The following is a 21,541-nucleotide window of genomic DNA, read 5'->3' on the forward strand; positions in this document are numbered from 1 at the left end:
AGGATGGCACATAATAACGGCGCGGTCGCCCCGGTTTCGATAATCGGATCGACCGAAGTTCGCAGAAACAACAGGACGAGGCAAAATGACAGTGACTTTGCGCATCACCTTGCTGGCAGGGGTGCTTGTCTGTGCACCGCTTCAGGTGTTTGCGGACTCGAATCTGTATAAATTGCCGGATCTGCGTATCGGCCTTGGCAATGACAATGAGGGCGACACCATCCCCGGTCCGGCGCGTCCGAATGGCTCCATCCACCCGTCGCCGGAAACGCTCAATCCCAATAATTCCGGCTATAATCCGGCCGAAAAGATCAGCGGCTTTGGTCAATTGCACACGCAGGGCTCAGGCGGCGTGACCACTTACGGCACATTTTTGCTGTCGCCTCAGGTCGGCGCCCCTGTCTTCAACGAGCCCGACCATCTGTCGGACAAGGCCAATGTCGAGATGGCAGCGGATTATTACGCGGTCGATCTGGTGCGATATAAGACGCGCGTTGAAATTACCCCCGCCCACTATTCGGCTCTCTACCGTCTGACCTATCCGCAAACCGAAGAGGCGCAGCTCGTCATCGATGTGACGCGCAAGGTCGGCGGGCTGGTTGCCTCTGAAGCGGCCGAGGTCAAGTACTATCCGGAAAGCGGCAAGATTGTCGGTCATGTAAAGGCCAAGGGATACTGGAACCCGGCCTTGATCGACATCTGGTTTGTCGCCAAGCTGAGCCAGACGCCCACGCGCTGGGGCATTTTCGACAAAGCCACAGCGAAACCGGGCGCGAATGAAGGCCGGACCGGTCCGGATGAGCGGCTGGGGGCGTGGCTGACTTTCAAGGGCGACCCGTCAAAGCCGGTTCTCGTCAAGCTGGCCGTTTCCTTCACCAGCTCGGAGACCGCTGAGGCGCTTCTTGATCAGGAGATTGCGGGTTGGGACTTCGAGGCTGTGCGGCAACACACGCAAGCCGCGTGGAATGCCCAACTGTCGAAAATAGACGTGTCGGGTCTGACCGAGGCCCAGACGCGGCGCTTCTATACCGCGCTTTATCACGCCTCGATTCAGCCGCGCGACCGCTCGCTGGATCAGCCCAGGGCCCAGCTCACTCGGCCCAACTGGGACGATCACTATACGCTGTGGGACACCTACCGCACCCTGTTCCCGCTGATGTCGCTGATTTCGCCCAAGGATTACACTTCCAACCTCAACAGCCTCATCCATACGTTTGACAAGTTCGGCGCGGCGGATACGGCCATCATCGGCGGCCAGAACTACCATGTGGGGCAAGGCGGCGATGAGGTGGATAATGTGCTGGGTGAGGCGCTGATCCGTGGCGCAGACGGCGTGGACTGGTCGCAGGCCTGGCGCGTTACGCATTTCAACGCTTTTGAGCGTCGCCGCCCGCGCTATCTGAGCGACGGCTATTTCGGGGTGGGCGATCTCAGCCCCGAACCAAACAATCAGCGCGCCAAGTCCGGTTCATCGACGCTGGGCTTTGCGCTGAACGACTACTATGCGGCGCAGATGGCGCAAAAGACCGGTCACACGCAGGAAGCACAGACGCTCCTCAAGCGCTCGGCCAACTGGAAAAAAATCTGGAACCCGGCCACGCAAAGCGACGGTTTCAGTGGCTTCCTGATGCCGCGCTATCCGGACGGCAGGTTTCAGGACATTGACCCGAAGCTGGGCTGGGACGGTAAGGTCCACAACAATGTCGGCTATTACGAAGGCACGGCGTGGATCTATTCTTACGGCGTGTTGCATGATCTCGATGGCCTGATCGAGGCGATGGGCGGCCGCGTGCGCTTTAACGAGCGCTTGCAATATGCCCTGAGCGCGCATCTGATCGACATTACCAATGAGCCGTCCTTTTCGACACCGTGGCTGTTCCACGCTATCGGGCGCACCGATCAGTCGTCCTACTGGGCGCGCGATACGTTCAAATATTTCACAGATACGGCCTATCCCGGTGATGAAGACGCCGGCGCGATGAGTTCCAACTACGTCTTCAACCGTCTGGGTCTGTTTCCGAAGCTGACGACCGACCGCTACTATCTGCACGGGCCGCGTCATGCGCGCAGCGTCCTGCATCTTGAGAATGGGAAGACCTTCGAGATCACTGCCGCAAATGCCGGGGCGGACCGCCCCTATATCGCCGCGGTGACGCTGAATGGGCAGCCGCTCGACACGCCCTATGTGACTCAGGCGCAAATCCGGGATGGCGGGCAACTGGCCTTCACCATGAGCGACACCGCCGGTCAGTGGGTCTATGACGGGGCGGTCGTGGGGGTTAAGGCCTCGGTGCCTGCGCTTGTGGATGGCAAGACCTCGACGACCTGGACCGCAGGGCCGGGAGACAGCGCCACGTTTGAGCGGCCCGAACCGGTCTGTCTTAAGGCCTATAGCGTCAGCGTTGGCGCAGAGGGGCCGATGCCTTCGGGGTGGAAACTGGAAGGTTGGGACGGGAAGCGCTGGCGCGAACTGGACCGCCGCAAGGGGGAGGTCTTTGATCGTCCGCACATGACGCGCGTGTTCGATCTCAAAACCGCTGCCTATGCCCGCTACCGGCTGCACATGGCCGGAAAGGCGAAGGCGCAGGTGGCCGAGATCGAGTTCATCGCGGGACCGCCCCAAACCTGCATTCAGTAATTGGCTTTCAGGCGTCTTTCGGCGTCTCAACCACAGGAAACACCATGTCTTATCGTCCCTACGCGCTGGCCTCGGTTCTCACCGGGCTGGCGATGCTTGCGCCTGTGCCATCGTTTGCACAAACGATCTCAACGCAGGGGACAGCCGAGTGGGAGCAGCCTGAGGTGGTGGCGGTGAACCGCGAGCCGATGAAGGCAACCTTCTTCAATTTTGAGAGCCGTGATCTGGCGTTGAAGGGCGACAAGGCGGCCTCAAAGCGCTTCCTGTCGCTGGATGGCACCTGGGATTTCAAATTCTCCAAAGGCGTCGATAACCGCCCCAAGGACTTCTATAAGACCGGTGCGAACCTCAGCGGCTGGGACACAATTCAGGTCCCCGGCATGATTCAGGCGCAGGGCGACGGCAAGTTCGGTCTGCCGGAATTCTGGAACATCAAATACCCCTTCCCGGCCAATGAGCCCTTCATCCCGCACGATATGATCGAGGTGGGGTCGTACAAGCGCAGCTTTACCGTCGCGGCGGACTGGGCCGGTCAGGACGTGTTTCTGCATATCGGGGCGGCAGGCGCGGCTTACTACATCTGGGTCAATGGCGAGAAGGTCGGCTATTCGGAAGACTCCAAGCTGCCGTCCGAATTCAACGTCACCCAATTCCTCAAACCCGGTCACAATGAGATCGCGTTGGAAATCTACCGCTACGCCGACGGCTCCTATCTGGAGGATCAGGATTTCTGGCGGCTGTCGGGCATTGAGCGCTCGGTCTATCTCTATGCCGAACCAAAGACGCGCCTGCGCGATTTCACCGTCCGCGCGACGCTGGACAAGACCTATACGGACGGCATCTTTGCGCTGGAGGCCGAACTGGCCGGTCAGAAGGGTGCGGCCACAGTGACCGCCACCGTCTATGACGGCGAGACGCAGGTGCTGAAAACCTCAGGCAAGGCCAGTGTCGGCAAGCCGGCGCAACTGAGCGGCACGCTCAAGGGCGTCAAGGCGTGGACGGCGGAAACGCCCAACCTCTACCGGCTGGTGATCGAGGTCACCGACGCCAGGGGCAATCTGATTTCGGCCACCTCGAAAAAGATGGGTTTCCGCACGGTGGAAATCCGCAATGGCGAGGTGCAGGTCAATGGCAAACGCATCCTGATCAAGGGCGTCAATCGCCACGAGCACGACCCCAAGACCTACCGCGTCATGACGCCGGAGCTGATGCGCAAGGATGTCGAGTTGATGAAGCAGGCCAATGTCAATGCGCTGCGCACCTCGCACTATCCCAACGACCCGTACATCTACGACCTCGCCGACGAATACGGCCTCTACATCATGGATGAGGCCAATATCGAGAGCCATGAATATATGACGCTGGGTCGCGATACGGGCAATGTCAGCGTGCAACTGGGCTACAAGCCGCACTGGGCCGCCGCGCATCTCGATCGTGTGAGCCGTATGGTCGAACGCGATAAAAACCACCCCTCGATCATCTTCTGGTCGCTGGGCAATGAAACGGGGGTTGGTCCCAATTTCGAGGCCGCGGCGAAATGGGTGCGCCAGAACGATCCGACGCGCCTGATCTCCTTCCTCGGCTATAGCGCCCTGACCGAAGAGCACAGGCCCAATGCCTATGTCGATATCTACGCGCCGATGTATGACGATATCGACCGGATGCGCGACTATGCCGAAGACCCGCAATTCACCCAGCCGATGATCCAGACGGAGTACGCCCACGCCATGGGCAACAGTCTGGGTAACTTTGCCGACTACTGGGAAACGATCCGCGCGCACAAAAAGCTTCAGGGGGGCTTTGTCTGGGACTGGGTCGATCAGTACGTCTATGCCAAAGACGCCAAGGGTCGCACCTATTGGGCGTCGGGTTTCGACCTTAATCCGAAGCACGGTGACAACAGCGTCATCGGCGACGGTGTGATCAAGGCCGACCGCGACCCGGACCCCGAATATTACGAATTGCGCTACGTTCAGGCCCCGCTGGCCTTTAGCCGCGACGCGGCCGGCACGATTTTTGTTGAGAACCGTCACGATTTCATAGATTTATCGGGCTATGAGCTGCGTTGGGCGCTGGCCGTGGATGGTCGTGTTCAGGCCAGCGGCACGCTGCCGACACCTGTGGTCAGGGCGGGCGAGACGAAGCCACTGGCGCTCAACCTGCCTGACCTGCCCGCCGACGGTGAAGCCATCCTGAGCCTGCGCGCGGTTTCGCGAGAGGGTGCGATCAAAGGCGTGCCGGGCGGCACCGAACTGGCCTTCGGTCAGTTTATCCTGCGTCCAGGCACAGCCCTGCCGTTGTTAGCGGCGGGTGGCGTCCAGGTGTCGCGCACGTCTGAGGCTCTGTCGCTTAAGGCCGCCGCCCGTCAGTTGACGGTGGACCTGCGCACGGGCCAGATGCGTTACGAAGAGGGGGGCCAGCGCCTTCTCAGCGGCGGGACGCCCAACTTCTGGCGCGGCCTGACCGATAATGATGTCGGCATCGGCCTCGCCAAAAGTCACGCTGACTGGAAGCACTATTCAACCACACGGCGTCTGCTGGGTATCGACAGTGGCCCCGACCGCATCAAGGTGCGCTATGCGCTGGGTGAAGGCGGCGGGCGCTTTGACATCACCTACCAGATGGCCGCCGACGGTCGGGTCGATGTCATCGCTGACTTTGTGCCGTTGAAAGACGATCTGCCTGACCCGCTGCGCGTCGGCCTGCGCTTCAATTTCGACGCGGCGCTGGACGGGCTGAACTGGTACGGGCGCGGGCCGTGGGAAAGCTATTCTGACCGCAAGACGGGCTCGGCGCTGGGGCTTTATAACGGGTCCGTGCGGGCGCAGTATCACGACTATGCCCGCCCGCAGGAATCGGGCAACAAGACCGATGTGCGCTGGTTAAGCCTGTCTGATGCGTCGGGCTTTGGTGTCCGCGTCAGCGGGGCGCAGCCCCTGTCGGTCAATGCCCTGCCGTTCCCCTATGAGGACCTCTATATGCGCCCGCAAGGCACCTGGAAGTCCTCAGATATTGCGCCGCGTGGTGACGGTTCGCTGCTGGTCGATATCGCTCAGGCCGGCGTGGGCGGCGACACCGGCTGGAACAGTATTGGACGCCCGCTGATCAAATACCGCATCCCGCTTCAACCGGTCAGCTATCGCTTCCGCCTGACGGCCATTGAAAAGACGAATTAAACAGAGGAAACCCCATGTCACGAGTCTGGCTTTTTTCGACCCTGCTGCTGGCCTGTTCGGGCGCGGCCGCGGCGGCAGAGACCACCCTTTATGACGGTACGCAGCCGCTCAGCATCGTGCACGACAAGAACGCAACCGTGTCTCTGGCGGCGCAGATGCTGTCGGACGATCTGAAGGCCCTGACGGGTCAGACGGCAAAGGTGTCGCAACGCCTCTCTGACTGTGCGCAGGTCTGCGTCGTTATCGGTCGTTTTGATGCGCCGGTCGTCACGCAACTGGCCAAGGCGGCGGGCGTTGATCCGCTCGCGCTGAAAGGTCAGTGGGAGCGCTATGGTCGGGTGGCCTTTGCGCATCAGGGCAAGACCTATGTGCTGATATATGGCTCCGACCGGCGCGGCACCGTCTATGGCGTGACCGACCTGTCGCGTGAGCTGGGCGTGTCGCCCTGGGAATGGTGGGCGGATGTCAAGCCACGCCGCGTCAGCCGCCTCGCCATCGACGGCGCGCCGCGTCTGTCGAAGGCCCCATCGGTGCAGTATCGCGGCATCTTCCTCAATGACGAGGACTGGGGCCTTGAACCGTGGGCGGGCAAGACGCTGGAGCCGGAAGTCGGCAATATCGGGCCCAAGACCTATAGGCGTGTTTTTGAGCTGATGTGGCGATTGAAGGCCAATACGCTGTGGCCGGCCATGCACATCAACACCGTGCAGTTCTATGGTAATAAGGCCAATCCCAAGCTGGCCGACGACTACGCGATTGTCATGGGCACCTCGCACGCTGAGCCGATGGCGCGCAACAATCTGCGCGAATGGGATGAGGCGCGCAGCGGTCCCTTCAATTTTAAGGTCAACCGCGACAAGATCCTCGACTACTGGCGCACGCGCCTGAGGGAGACGGCTCGCGACGAAAACATCTATACGGTCGGCTTACGTGGTATCCATGACGGCCCCATGCAGGGCGCGGATACGCTTGAGGCGCGCAAGGACGTGCTTCAGTCGGTCATCGGCCTGCAACGCGACCTGATCCGCTCGACCTTCGGCAAGGCGCCGGAAACGGTGCCGCAGGCCTATGTCCTCTATCATGAGCTTCAGGAGGCCTATGATGCCGGGCTGAAACTGCCCGACGACGTGACCCTGATGTGGGCAGACGACAATTATGGCTATGTGCGCCGCCTGAGCAATCCGGAGGAGCGCAAGCGGTCCGGCGGGTCCGGCGTCTATTACCACCTGTCCTACTGGGGACGTCCGCACGACTATCTGTGGCTGGGGACAACGCACCCGGCGCTGATCCATGCCGAAATGCAGAAATCCTATGCGCTGGACGCCCGGCGCATCTGGATCGTCAATGTCGGCGACATCAAGCCGATCGAGTATCTGACGGAATATTTCCTCGATCTGGCCTTCGATGCGGACCGCTTTGCCGAGGCCCCGCGCGATCACCTGACGAAATGGGCGGCGGAGCAGTTTGGGGCCGACAAGGCCTCAGAGATTGCCGACCTGATGATGGGTTATTACGACCTCGCCTTTGAACGGAAGCCCGAATATATGGGCTTTTCCGAAACCGAGCCGGTAACGCCGGTGACGGAGAGCGATTTCGTCAAGCCCGATGGCGAAAAGGCGCAAGCGCGGCTGAAGGCCTATGCTGATCTGGCGGCGCGCGCCGAGGCGGTGGCGAAGACTCTACCCGCTGACCGTCAGTCGGCCTTTTTCGAGATGATCCTCTATCCGGTGCGCGGCGCGGCCAATCTCAACAGCCGCAAACTGAATCTCGATCTGGCTAACCTCTATGCCCGTCAGGGCCGCGCCAGCGCCAACGCTTATGTGGCGAAAGCCAAGGCGGCGCATCAGGCGCTGGTCGCCGATACGGCTGCCTATAATGGGCTGGAAAACGGTAAGTGGAACCATATGATGGACATGGCCCCACGCAAGTTGCCGGTGTTCCTGGAACCCACCTGGCCGCAATGGTCGGTGTCGCCGGAAAAGGGCTGTGCGGCGGCGGTGTCCGGCGGCTGGTGGAACGACGAAAACGCTCTGACCTTTGTGACGGGTCAGCCGCGCAGCCGCGTCATCGAACTCTTCAGCCGCGATACAGAGGCCCGCGACTGGTCGTTGAAGGTCACGGGTGACAGCCTGAAGGTTTCCGATACGAGCGGGCGTCTGGCGACCGGCAACGGTTTTGAGCAACGCCTGACCGTCTCCTATGACGGCGGGGCGGCCACCGGACCCATCGACATCGCCTGTGGCGGCAAGACGGTGCGCGTCTATACCAAGCTGCTGCCCGCCCCGGCCCAGACGGCGTTTATCGAAAACGACCGCCGGGTGATCATTCCGCTGGCTACACAGAGCGGTGACGAATGGGAGCGGCTGGAGGGCCTTGGCCATTCCGGCAACAGCCTGCGCTCACGCCTGACCCTGCCCACGCGCGCGACGCCTGCGGGCACGCCCCTGACCTATAGTTTTACCACCTATAGCGCGGTAGGCGGCACTTTGAGCGTCGTGGCCCTGCCGGTCCATGCGCTGAACCCGAGCACAGGCCTTAAGGTCGCGGTGCAACTGGATGACGGCCCGGTGCAGGTGATGGACTTTGCGACCGTGGGCCGCAGCGATGTCTGGCGCGGCAATGTCCTGACCAACAAGGCCATTCAGACACAAGGCTTCAAAAAGCTGGAGGCTGGGGTGCATACACTGAAAGTCTGGCCGCTCGATCCCGGCGTGGTGCTCGACTATGCCGAGGTGAAGCTCGATGGGGCCGACAAATTCTATGGTGTTGTGCCGTAAGCGCCCGAGCCTGCTCTGTTAGAGCGGTATGATTTCTGATGGAATCATTCCGCTCAAGCCGCCATTGCGGCGGCGGCCAAGGTGGCGGAGCCACCGCCCGGCGAGGGACTAAAAAATCTAGGTCATTATGTTTCTGCCAAAAAACATAATGACCTAGAACCGGATTGTCCAAGCCACATCTTTTTCCAACGAAAAGCCAGCCATGAATCAGACCCATATGAAACACTTGGGACGCAGGCAGTTTCTGACTACGCTGCCCGCCACGCTGGCCTGCCTGACCGTGCCTGATATCTCATGGGCCGGTCCCGCTGCTCCTGATACGCCCTTTGGCCTGAATGTCCGCCATTGTGGCGCGCGGGGTGACGGCGTGACCATCGACAGTCCTGCCATCAATGCCGCCATTGAGCAACTTGCGGCCCAAGGTGGCGGAACCCTCTATTTTCCGGCGGGCACCTATGCGTGCTACACGATCCGCCTGAAAAGCCGCATTCGCCTGTATCTTGATGCCGGCGCGGTCATTCTGGCCGCCCCCACACCAAAGGAGGGGTTGGCAACGGGCGGCTATGATCAGGACGTCGAACTGCCCGAAAGCTATCGTAACTATCAGGATCATGGGCACAGCCACTGGCGCAACAGTCTGATCTGGGGGGAGGGTCTGAGCGATATTGCCATCGAAGGGCCCGGCCTGATCTGGGGGAAGGGGCTGGGACGCGGTCACGACTACGACTTCGATATGCCGATTTCTGGCCGGCCCGGTGTCGGTGATAAATCCATTGCCCTGAAACTGTGCCGCAATGTCTTGCTGCGCGATTTTCGCATGTTGCAAGCCGGGTGGTTTGCCCTGCTGGCGACGGGCGTGGACAATCTGACCATCGACAACCTGCTGATCGACACCAATCGCGACGGGCTGGACATTGATTGCTGCCGCAACGTCAGGGTCAGTAACTGCACCATCAACGCGCCTTGGGATGATGCTATCTGTCCCAAATCGTCTTTTGCGCTGGGCTATGCGCGTGCAACCGAAAACGTGACGATTGATAACTGCTATGTGTCCGGCAGCTATGAAATCGGCTCGGTGCTGGACGGGACGTGGAAGGTCTATCCGTTTGCGCCACGCGGGTCGCACGGTCGCATCAAGTTCGGCACAGAGTCCAATGGCGGGTTCCGTAACATCACCATTACGAACTGCGTCTTCGACAAATGTCGCGGGCTGGCGCTGGAAACGGTGGATGGAGCGCGGCTGGAAGACATCACGATCAGCAATATCACCATGCGTGACGTCACGACCTCGCCGATCTTCCTGAGGCTTGGTCGGCGGATGCGCGGACCGGCCTCACTGCCTGTGGGGACCCTGCGCCGCGTTCTGATTACCAACATCACCTCATCGGGTGCCAATCGGATGCCGTCGATCATAGCTGGTGTTGAGGGGCACCCGGTGGAGGACGTGCAGATCAGTCAGTGCCATTTTGAACAAGAAGGCGGTGGCGACGAAGCTCTGGCTTCAATCGTGCCGCCGCAAAACGAAGCCGGGTATCCGGAGCCCACCATGTTCGGCCACCTGCCTGCCCACGGTTTCTTTGTGCGTAACGCGCGGCGACTGGTCTTCAGCAATCTCTCTTTTGATCTCCAGACTTCAGACGCCCGCCCCGCGTTTTGGATGCAAAATGTTGCGGGTGTGCACCTGAACGCGCTGCGACTTCCGGATCAGAAAACGCGGTTCGTCCTGAATAATGTCACTGATTTTGCAACAACAGGCAGCCTGACGGTGCCGGAAAAACGTCTGCGCAAGGTGGAACATGCGCACTTCTGACCGCCCCGCAAGCCCTGAAGAAAACAGCCTAATCCAAGAGGAAACGCGTATGTTCGACCTCCTTAAAGTGGTGGGTTTGTCAGCCTTGTTTTTTGCCTGCGCAGGCGGGGTAGGTATGACAGGTATGACGGTTGCGGTTGCGGCGACGGGGTCAGAAGGCCTGAAGCCCGGAGATGTGTTCAGTGATTGCGCCGATGTCTGCCCGCAAATGGTCGTGATCCCGGCCGGTCGGCTTACGCGCCAGGCTCCAAACGGCGACAAGAAACCGGCGCCCATAGAGGTCGAGATACAGTCTGTGGCGGTCGGGCGCTTTGAAATCACGTTTCGCGAATATGATGCGTGCGTAGCCGCCAGAGCCTGCACACGGATCAGCGATCTGGGGTGGGGACGTGAAAGGCGTCCGGTTATCAATATTTCGTGGAACGATGCGCAAACCTATGTCCGCTGGTTGAGCGCCAGGACAGGTCACACCTATCGGCTGCTTAGCGACGCCGAATGGGAGTACGCAGCGCGTGCCGGTCAACCGGTCTCCGCTAAGCCAGCTAAAGATTTAGACGCGACGCAAGCGGTGTTTGCACCGCGCGAGAAGACCGAGCCCGTGGGGACACGGCCGGCGAATGGCTTTGGGCTCTATGACATGTTCGGCAATGCTCTGGAATGGGTAGAGGATTGCTGGAGCGAGGCTGATACGGTTGTGAGAAAGGAAGGGACCTCACCCCGCCCGGAAGACTGTCGGCAACGCGTCCTGCGGGGTGGTTCCTGGGTCTATGGGGCAGTGTTTCTTCGCCCGCACGTGCGCTTTAAGGATCGCCCCTCGGCTATCAATTTCGATCAGGGCATTCGAATCGCACGCGATTTGAAACAAAATGGTCATACCAATTAACCCGTGAAGCGCTTTTTTTGGAAAGAGTTTCGTGGTTTTTTGGTCACATTTTGCGTAAAATTTGTCAGGCCAAATTTCGGCTCGCACTTAATAAATAAAGCAAATTGGTTTAATTCTATAGGGTTGCGAAGCTTTAAGCGTCCTGGACCTCTACTCCGGGGCGCATTTTTAGAACAAAAATTCTATTACTGGAATTTCGCGGAATTGACATTCCGCAGCCGTGATCTTACCCTTCCCGCAGTCTCAGGAAGTGGCAAGAAACAGATAGCAACTCTCCTTAGGCCAGAACAAACGGGCACAAGCCCAAACCCAGGAAAAAGATTTCAAGCTCATTTCGGGTCCGCGACGCTGATCATTAGCGTCGATCGGATAAGGCCATCCAGAGGTTAGGTGTCAATGCACCCATCTGCGAGGGATAGGCAAAGGGGTTTAAGCCCTCCGGGATCAACAGATATCAGCTTCCGGGTAAGGGCGGTAACAGGAGGAACGTAGAATGAAAGAGGGCGCGAAACTCAGGGGAACCGGGTTCCGGTCGGCGCTATTGGGCGCAACCGTCCTGATGAGCATGGGTGCAACGGCTTATGCGCAGGACGCCAAGCCGGCGGCCGGCGGCGACGTCACCGAGGTCGTCGTCACAGGCTTTAAGCGCAGCGTGGCCGACGCCGTGCGCGCCAAGCGCAACAATATTGAAATCAGCGATGGTATCTCCTCGGACGGTCTTGGGCGGTTCCCGGACCTGAACGTGGGTGAAGCCCTGCAACGCATTCCGGGCATTCAGATCAACCGGGAATCCGAAGGCCGTAACGCCAATATCGGTCTTCGCGGTATGCCGGGCTATTACGCGCGCACGACCCTGAACGGTCAGGCCTTTGCCGATCCGCCCTATCTCGAAACGACCGGTGGCGCCGACGGCACGCCGATGGGCGCGTTTAACTCGGATATTTTCTCAGCCTTCTCTGTCCAGAAGTCCCCGATGGCTAACAGCCAGTCGGGCGGCCTTTCGGGCAACATTGACATGCAGATCGCCCCGGCCCTGTCACGCAAGGACGGTGGCTTTGTAAAGGGCTCCTATGAGCGTAACTCGCTGGGTGGCCTTGGGGCCCCGTCGGCGACCTTCGGTTACAACAAGCACATCAACAGCGACTTCGCGGTCTTTGGCGTTCTGGCGATCCGTAAGGAAAATTTCCGTCGTGATACCCTGCGCTTTAACGGTTACAGCCGTCTGGGGCTGCTGAACTCCGGCCTGACCAAGCAGCAGTTCGCGGACAAGTATGGTGCCTATTATTCATCTTCGGCGACGACCTGCGCCACGGACCAGACCTGCGGTCTGTCGGCCGTTTTGGGCACCGACGGATATACCGCGCCGTCTAACGTCGGTTCGCTGGCGCAGGGTGGGGTCTGGTCGCTGGGCCTGATGCGTCAATATACCCGCATGAACGTGGGAACGCTGATCACCGGTTCGGGTGGTGCGGAATGGCGCGTCAATGAGAACCTGAAAGTGGGTGTTGTTGGCTATTACAGCGAACGCGACCTGCCCGATACGGTTCAATACTGGCAGTTGAATGAACCCTATATGCTGAATGCTACGGCAACCAGCAGCTCAACCCCCTATTCCATCGTTACCGGTCTGAGCACCCCCGTGGTCATGAGCAATGGCTATGCGGTGATGGAAAAAACGCAGGTGACGAACTTCGATGCCAAGGCCTCGACGCGTATGTTCTCGCAGCGTCAGGCAGCAGAAGGTATCGTAGCCAATGCCGATTGGACCAACGAGAAGTGGAAGCTCTCAACGGTTCTGACGCTGACCAAGTCATCTAACCGCTCGCTGGAAACCGAAGCCGACCTGAGAACCATCGGTAACACTAAAGAAGGTGGTGCAAACACCCTGACACGGACGCTGAATACAGGGTTCGGGGATCTGGACGGCTATTCGCAGGTGGTTTCGCCGCAACCGCAGAATGCCATCTTTGCGATGCCCTTTTACCAGGCTCCGTCTGTTAATGACTATAAAGCAGGTTATTGGAACTGGACCTCGAGCGCGCCCACGGACCTGTTCTCGGCCGACAGCCGTTACATCCTCCACGTGGCTGGCACGCACCGCTATGCGGACAAGACGGTTGAGTCCTTGCAATTCGACGTCGATCGTACGCTCGACTTTGGCCCGCTCTCGAACATAGCCGCCGGCGTGCGTAAGGAGAAAAACACCTATAAGATGTCGGGTGTGCGCAACATGGTCTATGGGATTCAGTCCCAGAACGTGACCTCTTCCATGCTGATCAAGTCACCCTCAGCCGACGACTTTATGGAAGGCAATGCCAACATCAACAGCAACTGGTACGTGATCGACCCGAAACCCTTCCTGTCAGCCATCACCCCGGTCAAGCAATACGCGAACGGTGGCCTGTCTGAACTTGGTTTTAACATCTTCTACGCCGATGGTGGCTTCAGCGGCAGCAACTTTGAAATCACCAATGAGTTGCTGGAGGCCTATGTGCAGGCCAAGTTCGACACCCAAGTGCTGGGTCGTCGTCTGCGCGGGAATATCGGTGTGCGCAGTGAAACCACGGACTACACCGCTCAGACGCTTGATCGCACTGCGCGTGTGACCAGCAATGGCGGTGTCGGTGCTCTGGCTGACTATACCTGGAACACCTACAAGAGCAGCTACGACCACCTTCTGCCGTCGGCGATTGCGGTCTATGACGTGCGTGACGACATGGTCGTGCGTGCGGCCTACTACAAGACCTACGTCCGTCCTGATCCGCGCACCAGCAGCCCGGTCCAGACCTATTCCTATGCGACAAACAACCAGTCGTCAGGAACGAACAGTATAATTGATGTAACGGTCAATTTTGCAGGCAATCGTCTGAAGCCGTACACGGCAGATTCCTACGACCTGTCGTGGGAATGGTATAACCGTCCGAACGGTTTGATCTCGGTCGCCTACTTCCGCAAGAAGTTGTCCAACCGTATTGCTAGTATTGCTGATCTGTCGATCATCTGTCCGGCAGACGGCGGTGGCTGGGGTTTTGGTCCTCTGACGTGGGATGGTACACGTTGCAGTGCGCCGAGTGCATCGACCGTCGTTAATGGTGTGCCCACCAGCTATAACGTGATCGGATCGGGTCAGTACAATGTATCGGACCCCACCTATGTCAGTGGTCTGGAGTTCAACATCCAGCAAAACTTCGATTTCCTTCCGGGCTTCTGGAAGAATTTCGGGGGCTCTCTGAACTATGCCTTTACCCAGGCCAAGCAGAGGGGCAAAGGTGCAGCGGCAGTGCCGTTCCCCGGCATTTCGAAGTTCAACTACAATGCGATCCTCTACTATGAGACGCCGAAATTCGGGGTGCGCGCGGTTTACAACTGGCGTTCGGAGTACAATCTCGACGGTCAGGGCACCTATTACGGCGCTGCCCGTAACGCGGCGGCCCGTGGTCAGCTCGATATGTCGGCGTCCTACAATGTCAGCGATCGCATAACGGTGTCGCTGGATGCGTACAACCTGACCAATTCCTACCGTAAGGAATACCAGGGTGACGAACGTATGATCCGTCAGATCGACTATGATGGCCGCACGATCACGGCAACGGTGCGTGCGACCTTCTAGAGCGTAAGCCGATAAAGTGGGCACCACTTTTCGGAAAAATTGCGCGATAAAACAAAACCTAGAGCCATTCGGCGGCTCAACTTAACCGACGAATGCTCTAGGTTCACTCCCCTCCTATCGGTGCAATGTCTAACTGACTGTGCGCAGTGTGGTCCTCGGCCACACTGCTTTTTTTTTATGCGCAATGGACGTGTGTCGCCTGAGTTCGGGCTTGTCAAAAAAGTCCTACAAATTAGGGTTTGAATATAACCAACCATTTTCCAGATAAAACAAACCAGGGTGACGCTATGAAGGTGACGAAACGCGAATGGTTCCGGGGTACGGCCGGTCTGGCGCTGGCCTCGGCCATGCCCGCCGGGGCGGCGGAGCTGGTCGAACCGGGCTTTGACACCCTTGCCGACGGGCCGTTCAAGCCGCAGTGGGCGTCTCTGGAAAGCCAGTATCAGGTGCCGGACTGGTTCCGCGACGCCAAGTTCGGCATCTGGGCGCACTGGGGGCCGCAGTGTGTGCCGGAAGCGGGCGACTGGTACGCCCATGAAATGTATCTTCAGGGCAGCGGGGCCAATAAGCACTTCCTGAAAACCTATGGTCACCCTGCGGATACAGGCTTTATGGACCTCCTGCCGCGTTGGAAGGCGGAAAACTGGAACCCGGATGAGCTGCTTGATCTCTATGTCAGCGCCGGGGCCAAATACTTCATGTCGATGGCCAACCACCACGACAATTTCGACATGTATGCCTCGCGCTTCCATGACTGGAACTCGACGCGTATCGGCCCGCGCAAGGACATTGTCGGCATCTGGGAAAAGGCGGCGCGTAAGCGGGGCTTGCGCTTTGGTGTCTCCAACCACTCGGCCCACGCCTGGCACTGGTTCCAGACGGCCTATGGCTACGACCCGGAAGGCCCGCGTCGCGGCGAACGCTATGACGCCTATAAGCTCAACAAGCTGGACGGTAAGGGCAAGTGGTGGGAAGGCCTTGATCCGCAAGAGTTTTATGGCGGGGCGGTCATGCCGCTTCCTGATGGCTTCGACAGCATCACAACCGCCAATGCCTGGCACGAGCTGAATGACCGGGTGTGGGACGAAAAGCCGCCGCTGCGCAATCCGGCCTTTACGCGCCAATGGTATCTGCGCTGCAAGGACCTGATCGACAGCTATCGCCCGGACATGGTCTATTTCGACAATTTTGACCTGCCGCTGGGGCAGGCGGGGCTCGATATCACCGCCCACTACTACAATGCCTCAGCCAAATGGAATGGCGGCAAGGTCGAGGCCGTCGTCAACATGAAGCCGCACGGCCCCTTCAATGGCGGTATCGTCGCCGATGTCGAGCGCGGCTCGAAGTCCGGTATCGACGCACGGCCGTGGCAGACCTGCACCTGCATCGGGCAGTGGCACTATAACCGCCGCCTGTACGACGAAAAGAAGTACCGCCCGGCGGCGGATGTCATCCATCGTCTGTGTGACATCGTCTCCAAGAACGGCAATCTGCTGCTCAGTGTGCCGGTGCGCCCGGACGGCACGATTGATTCAGAGGAACGCAAGATCGTCGAAGGCATCGGGTCGTGGATGTCGCGCTTCTCTGAGGCCATTTACGGCACGCGTCCGTGGCGGGTGTTTGGCGAAGGGCCGACACAGGTCGGCGCGGGCATGTTCGGCGAAAGCGCCCAGAAGCCCTTTACCGCCGAAGACCTGCGCTTCACCACCAAGGACAAGGCCCTCTATGCGATCACGCTGGGCCGTCCGGGGCAGGCGGTCACCATCCGCTCGTTGCAAGGCCGCGATCAGAAGCGCGTCAAGCGCGTGGAGGTGGTGGGCAGCCGCGATCCTCTGACCTTCCGTCAGAGCGCCGACGGTCTGGTCGTCGACATTCCGCCAGCGGCCAGCCATCAGTTTGGTGTGGCCCTGAAAATCTACGGGGTGATCTGAGAAAGGGGGCCTGTGCCCCCTTTCGTTTAACCTTTAAAGCTCAAAACGGCCTTTTGCCCGTCATAAAAGTGGCTGCGGGTGCGCGGCGGGTTTTGGCCGTCGATCAGCACAAGGCGCAGCTCGCGTTTTTGCACCATGCCGGGGAAGCGGCCTTTGCGGGCACCGATGCTGAGGCTCTGCGTCGCGTGCGACCAGTTCAGCGCATAGGTGCTGTAGGCGCCTTTTTCATAGTCATAGGTTTCGTTGTCGTCTTCATAGAGCGTGAAGGTGGCATCGGCCCCGGCATAGATGCGGACTTCATAGGGTGCGTCAGGTTGCTCGGTGGCGTACTGCATGACCGGCCCCAGAGGCAGGATCGACCCTTCGCGGATGTAGAACGGAAACACATTGAGCGGGGTTTCGCGCGTCACGCTCTGACCGCCCGCGACCTTTTCGCCGCTCCAAAAGTCGAACCAGCCGGTCGAAGCGGGCAGGTAGGTGCGCATGGTGAGGTCCCGCACCTTGCGGCTTTCGGCTAGGGCGCGCAGATCGGCGGGCGTGCGCCACGCCAGACGCAGGGATCGGCCACCCGTCGCCTGATAATATTCAATCCTGACCGCGACGGCCTGTCCCTGTTTCAGGGTCAGTTTGGCCCCCTTATAGCGCGCCGCGCCATTCGCCCAGTCTTCGACCAGGAGCTTGCCGTCGATAAACAGGCGATACCCGTCATCACCTTCCAGCCCCAGTTCAAACGTGCCGTCTTCCGGGATGATGATCTGCCCTTCCCAGCGGGCGGAAAAGCTGTTGAGACCACTCAAGCCGCCCGGCGCTTCGGCCAGAGGCGGCCCCGGCCAGGTGTGATCCAGTTTGGCGTCGATGACCTTGCCCTTCGGCGTCTCGAAATTCTCGCCTTCAAAATACTGTCCGGCCAGCCCCGGGCGGCCGTCGGGTGTGCGCAGTGCCGATGCGGGTATGGTGGTCGCCGGCGGGTCCTGAAGATTATACATGGCGCGCGTCACCGGCTGCACCAGACAGGCCGGGCCGAACATGAAGGTGTCGTTGATGTCGTACACCTTCGGATCGTGCGGGAAGTCCATCGGCAGGGCGCGCATCAGCGTATAGTGCGAGGCGGTCACCTGCCAGCTCAGGCTATAGATATAGGGCAGCAGGCGGTAGCGCAGATGCACGGCCTCCAGAAGCGCCGCATAGACCGTGGGGTCCAGCGTCTTGAAGATATAGGGCTCGCGCTCGATACTGGTGCCGTGCACGCGCATCAGGGGGTTGAACACAGCAAACTGGAACCAGCGGGCGAACAGCTCTCTATAGGCCGGGTTCTTTTCGCCACCGGGGAATTCGGTAACAAAGAAACCGCCCGTATCCTGCGTCCAGTAGGGATTGCCGGTGATGGTGACGTTGAGGCCTCCGGAAATCTGTTCGGCGAGGCTTTTCCAGTTTGAAAAAATATCACCGGACCATGAGGTCGCGGCGGTACGCTGCGCCCCGGCCCAGGCCGATCGGGTCAGCGTCAGGACGCGCTTGTTGCTGGTCGCACGCTGTCCGTCATAGGTCCCCTGCGTCGTCATCAGGGTGTAGGGGTTGAGGTAGCGCGTGAAGTCGCCCATGGCATTGACGCCAAGGCTCTTGATATCGGCTTCGACCTCCGCGGGGTTCCAGCAGGCCGTACCCACCTCGACCTCGGTGCCATCCATCCACAAGGCATCGACGCCCTTGTCGAGCAAGCCATGCTTGATATACTTAAAATAGATCTGCCGGCCCTTAGCGCTGAAGGCGTCATAGATGCGCGCTTTTTTGGAGATCCAGTGCAGTGGCTTGAAGCGCAGGCCGTAGCTGTCGAGTTCTTTCGCGAGCGCCGTATCATTGCCGATGGATGGCCAGATGGAAATCATCAGTTTCAGGTGCAGATCATGGATTTTTCGGATCATGCCGTCGGGATCGGGGAAGCGTTCCTTGTCCCAGATCATACCGCTCCAACTGCCGTCCTTGTCTGAGCCCCAGTATTGCCAGTCCTGCACGATATAATCGAGCGGGAAGCCCTCCTTGCGGAAGGTCTCGGCCACCTCGACCAGACGCTGCTGCGTTTTGTAGCGCTCCTTGCTCATGAACAGGCCAAAGGCCTGTTTCGGATACATGGGCGCGGCCCCGGTCAGGGTGCGGTAGGCGGCAATGACCTTATCGGCGCTGCCGCCGCCCATGAAGTAGTAATCCACCCCGCCCGGCGCGCTTTCGGCCCACAGCGTCGCGCCGTCTGCGCCGTCAGAAAAGCGCATCTTGGAATAGGTGTCCCACAGGATGCCGTAGCCTTCGGACGACACCATGACCGGGATGATGATGCCGGTATTGGTCTGCACCAGAAGCAGGTTCTGACCGCGGCGGTTCAGCATCGCTTCGTTGACATAGCCAAAGCCATAAATGCCTTCGCCGGGTTTCAGGGTGAAGCTGTTTTCAACCTCATAGCTGGGGGCGTCCTGCAAGGAGACCGGTCGAATGGCCTGCGGTGACGTGGCGCGTTCGCGCGTATAGAGGCGGCCATCGGCAGCGAGGAAGCTCAGCGCGCCCGACGCCTTGTCGATCTCGATGCTCAGGGCGGCACTTTTGAGGCGCAGCTTGGTCTTGCCGTCTTCGATCTGGAAGGCGACGGATTTGGGGTGGCCGAGGATGACGATATTTTTGTGGGTCCAGTGGTTTTTACCGAGATGCGCGTTCACGCGCACCGTGGCGGGGCCATAGAAGAGGACCGTCTTGGTGACGCCGTTCAGGTAAAACTGCACGCCTTCGCTCAGCCGCTGATAGTGAAAGCCCGGTGTATCTGGTGCGGGGAGGCGGATCACATGCCCGTTGGCGTCAAGCGCACTCAGACCCTTGGCGTGGGCGGCACTGGCCGCAGCCGCAAGGGAAGAACCGGTAAGGGCGGCAAAGGCCCGACGTGAGATGCGCATAATATCCTCCGAAAGCTTTGTTATTAGTCTGAGTATATTGGGGCGAGTTTTGACGCGCGCTCAAGCTTTGATTTGGTTCCAATACCGTTTTGTGAGCTGCGAGGGTGTCCGCAAATTGAATTGACAGACCACTTTCGGCAGGGCTACCAAATTGGTTGGCCAAATTGGGCGTTACCGCTGCTTTCGGGATAGGGGCATGAGACACGATCTGAGCGTAAGCGTGAACCCCTGGCGCTATCTGGCGGGCATGGTCCTGAGTGGGTGCCTTCTGGCCGGGGCTGTGTTGGCCGAGCCACTGCGCGCCTCCGGTGTGCTAATGGCCGAACCGTCGGGCCCGGTCATCAGCCGCTACATCTTCGGCCAGTTTTCCGAGCATCTGGGGCGCGGCATCTATGAGGGCATCTGGGTCGGACCGGACAGCCGCATCCCCAATGTGCGCGGCATCCGTAGCGACGTGGTAGGCGCGCTGAAAGCCATTCATGTGCCGGTCGTGCGCTGGCCCGGCGGCTGCTTTGCCGATGAATATAACTGGCGCGACGGCATCGGCCCGCGGGCCAAACGCCCGGCGCGCAAGAACAATTGGTGGGCCGGATCGCCGGAAACCAATGCCTTTGGCACGCATGAATATTTCGACTTTGTCGAGCAGATCGGGGCCGACGCCTATGTGTCGATGAATGTCGGGGCTTCCACCCCGACCGAGATGCGCCAGTGGGTCGAATATTTGACCTCGGACGGTGAGGACACGCTGGCGCAGGAGCGTCGGCGCAATGGCCGCGATAAGCCGTGGCCGGTCAGGTTCATCGGGATCGGCAATGAATACTGGGGCTGCGGGGGCAAGATGACGCCGCAGCAGTACGGGCGCGACTTCATGCGCTTCACTGCCTTCTACCATCCGCAGCCCGGTCAGGCGGCAACCCGCGTCGCCGTAGGGGCCAAGAACGGCCTGACCGAATGGACCGACGCCGTGATGGCTGAGGCGCTGGAGAATATGGACGCCCTGTCTGTCCATTATTACACCTCGCCCACCGGCAATGTCGATGTGACAAAGCCCGCCACGGGTTTCGACGCGCAGGACTGGGCCGATACCTTCGTTCAGACTCTGAAAATGGACGACTATATTATCGCCCATTCCCGCGTGATGGACGCCCATGATCCGCAAAAACGGGTGGCGCTGTTTATCGACGAATGGGGCACCTGGTACACGGTTGAGCCGGGCACCGATCCCGGCCACCTCTATCAGCAGAACAGCCTGCGTGACGCTCTGGTGGCGGCGGTGAATTTCGACATCTTCATCCGTCACGCCGACCGCGTGCGCATGGCCAATATCGCCCAGACAGTCAATGTGCTGCAATCGCTCATTCTGACGCGCGGGCCGCAGATGGTGCTGACGCCGACCTATTACGCCTATCAGATGTACGTGCCGTTTCAGGAGGCTACCGCCCTGCCGTTGCGGCTGGCGGCCCCGGATATCAAGGTCGGTACCACCTGGATGCCATCGCTCAGCGGGGCGGCGGCGCGCGCGACCAACGGCGACTATCTGGTGGCGCTGAGCAATCTGTCACCACAGGAGGCCGTTGAGATGCGCCTTGATCTGCGCGACCTGCGGGTTCAGACGCTCAGCGCGCACATACTGACGGCGGGTGAGATGGACGCCCACAATGATTTCGGACGCGCAGACACCGTAAAGCCGCACCCCTTTGACGGAGCGCGGCTCGAAAACGGGTATCTGGTGCTGACGCAGCCGGCCAGATCGCTGATCGTGCTTACCCTGAAGTAGGCC

General features: G+C 59.8%; 9 protein-coding genes. 8 read left to right on the top strand and 1 reads right to left on the bottom strand.

What is annotated here, in order from left to right:
* Positions 1-85 precede the first annotated feature (85 nt).
* From EM6_RS16135 to EM6_RS16165, 7 genes are all read left to right on the top strand, one after another.
* Positions 86-2,638 carry a GH92 family glycosyl hydrolase gene (locus EM6_RS16135; protein ID WP_126424183.1) on the top strand — a complete coding sequence of 851 codons (2,553 nt, stop codon included), beginning with the start codon at positions 86-88 and terminating at the stop codon, positions 2,636-2,638.
* Between the two features lie 44 nt (positions 2,639-2,682).
* Positions 2,683-5,814, top strand: coding sequence for a glycoside hydrolase family 2 TIM barrel-domain containing protein (locus EM6_RS16140; RefSeq protein ID WP_126424184.1), 3,132 nt, complete (start codon positions 2,683-2,685; stop codon positions 5,812-5,814).
* Positions 5,815-5,828: 14 nt separating this feature from the next.
* Positions 5,829-8,591: a glycosyl hydrolase 115 family protein gene (locus EM6_RS16145; protein WP_126424185.1), complete on the top strand. Its 2,763-nt coding sequence runs from the start codon at positions 5,829-5,831 to the stop codon at positions 8,589-8,591.
* Positions 8,592-8,793: 202 nt separating this feature from the next.
* Positions 8,794-10,401 carry a glycoside hydrolase family 28 protein gene (locus EM6_RS16150; RefSeq protein WP_420000745.1) on the top strand — a complete coding sequence of 536 codons (1,608 nt, stop codon included), beginning with the start codon at positions 8,794-8,796 and terminating at the stop codon, positions 10,399-10,401.
* Between the two features lie 49 nt (positions 10,402-10,450).
* A complete protein-coding gene (locus EM6_RS16155; protein WP_232037206.1) occupies positions 10,451-11,284 on the top strand; it encodes a formylglycine-generating enzyme family protein in 834 nt (277 codons plus the stop codon).
* A gap of 493 nt (positions 11,285-11,777) precedes the next feature.
* The gene (locus EM6_RS16160; RefSeq protein WP_126424187.1) at positions 11,778-14,894 is read left to right on the top strand and encodes a TonB-dependent receptor; all 3,117 of its coding nucleotides are present in this window, start codon (positions 11,778-11,780) and stop codon (positions 14,892-14,894) included.
* Positions 14,895-15,181: 287 nt separating this feature from the next.
* Positions 15,182-16,825 carry an alpha-L-fucosidase gene (locus EM6_RS16165; RefSeq protein WP_126424188.1) on the top strand — a complete coding sequence of 548 codons (1,644 nt, stop codon included), beginning with the start codon at positions 15,182-15,184 and terminating at the stop codon, positions 16,823-16,825.
* 26 nt (positions 16,826-16,851) lie between these two features.
* Here EM6_RS16165 and EM6_RS16170 read toward each other — a convergent pair whose 3' ends face one another.
* On the bottom strand, positions 16,852-19,761 hold the full coding sequence (locus tag EM6_RS16170) for a TIM-barrel domain-containing protein (RefSeq protein WP_126424189.1): 2,910 nt from the start codon (positions 19,759-19,761) through the stop codon (positions 16,852-16,854).
* Positions 19,762-19,957: 196 nt separating this feature from the next.
* Between EM6_RS16170 and EM6_RS16175 the strand changes: the two genes are divergently transcribed.
* Positions 19,958-21,538, top strand: a complete 1,581-nt coding sequence (locus tag EM6_RS16175) for an alpha-N-arabinofuranosidase (RefSeq protein ID WP_126424190.1) — start codon at positions 19,958-19,960, stop codon at positions 21,536-21,538.
* Positions 21,539-21,541 lie beyond the last annotated feature (3 nt).

This window comes from Asticcacaulis excentricus (assembly GCF_003966695.1).
In the GTDB taxonomy this organism is placed as follows: Bacteria; Pseudomonadota; Alphaproteobacteria; order Caulobacterales; family Caulobacteraceae; genus Asticcacaulis; species Asticcacaulis excentricus_A.

Coding starts and splice junctions, on each gene's coding strand:
- EM6_RS16135 (WP_126424183.1), top strand. CDS start 86: ATGACAGTGACTTTGCGCATCACCTTGCTGGCAGGGGTGCTTGTCTGT.
- EM6_RS16140 (WP_126424184.1), top strand. CDS start 2,683: ATGTCTTATCGTCCCTACGCGCTGGCCTCGGTTCTCACCGGGCTGGCG.
- EM6_RS16145 (WP_126424185.1), top strand. CDS start 5,829: ATGTCACGAGTCTGGCTTTTTTCGACCCTGCTGCTGGCCTGTTCGGGC.
- EM6_RS16150 (WP_420000745.1), top strand. CDS start 8,794: ATGAATCAGACCCATATGAAACACTTGGGACGCAGGCAGTTTCTGACT.
- EM6_RS16155 (WP_232037206.1), top strand. CDS start 10,451: ATGTTCGACCTCCTTAAAGTGGTGGGTTTGTCAGCCTTGTTTTTTGCC.
- EM6_RS16160 (WP_126424187.1), top strand. CDS start 11,778: ATGAAAGAGGGCGCGAAACTCAGGGGAACCGGGTTCCGGTCGGCGCTA.
- EM6_RS16165 (WP_126424188.1), top strand. CDS start 15,182: ATGAAGGTGACGAAACGCGAATGGTTCCGGGGTACGGCCGGTCTGGCG.
- EM6_RS16170 (WP_126424189.1), bottom strand. CDS start 19,761: ATGCGCATCTCACGTCGGGCCTTTGCCGCCCTTACCGGTTCTTCCCTT.
- EM6_RS16175 (WP_126424190.1), top strand. CDS start 19,958: ATGAGACACGATCTGAGCGTAAGCGTGAACCCCTGGCGCTATCTGGCG.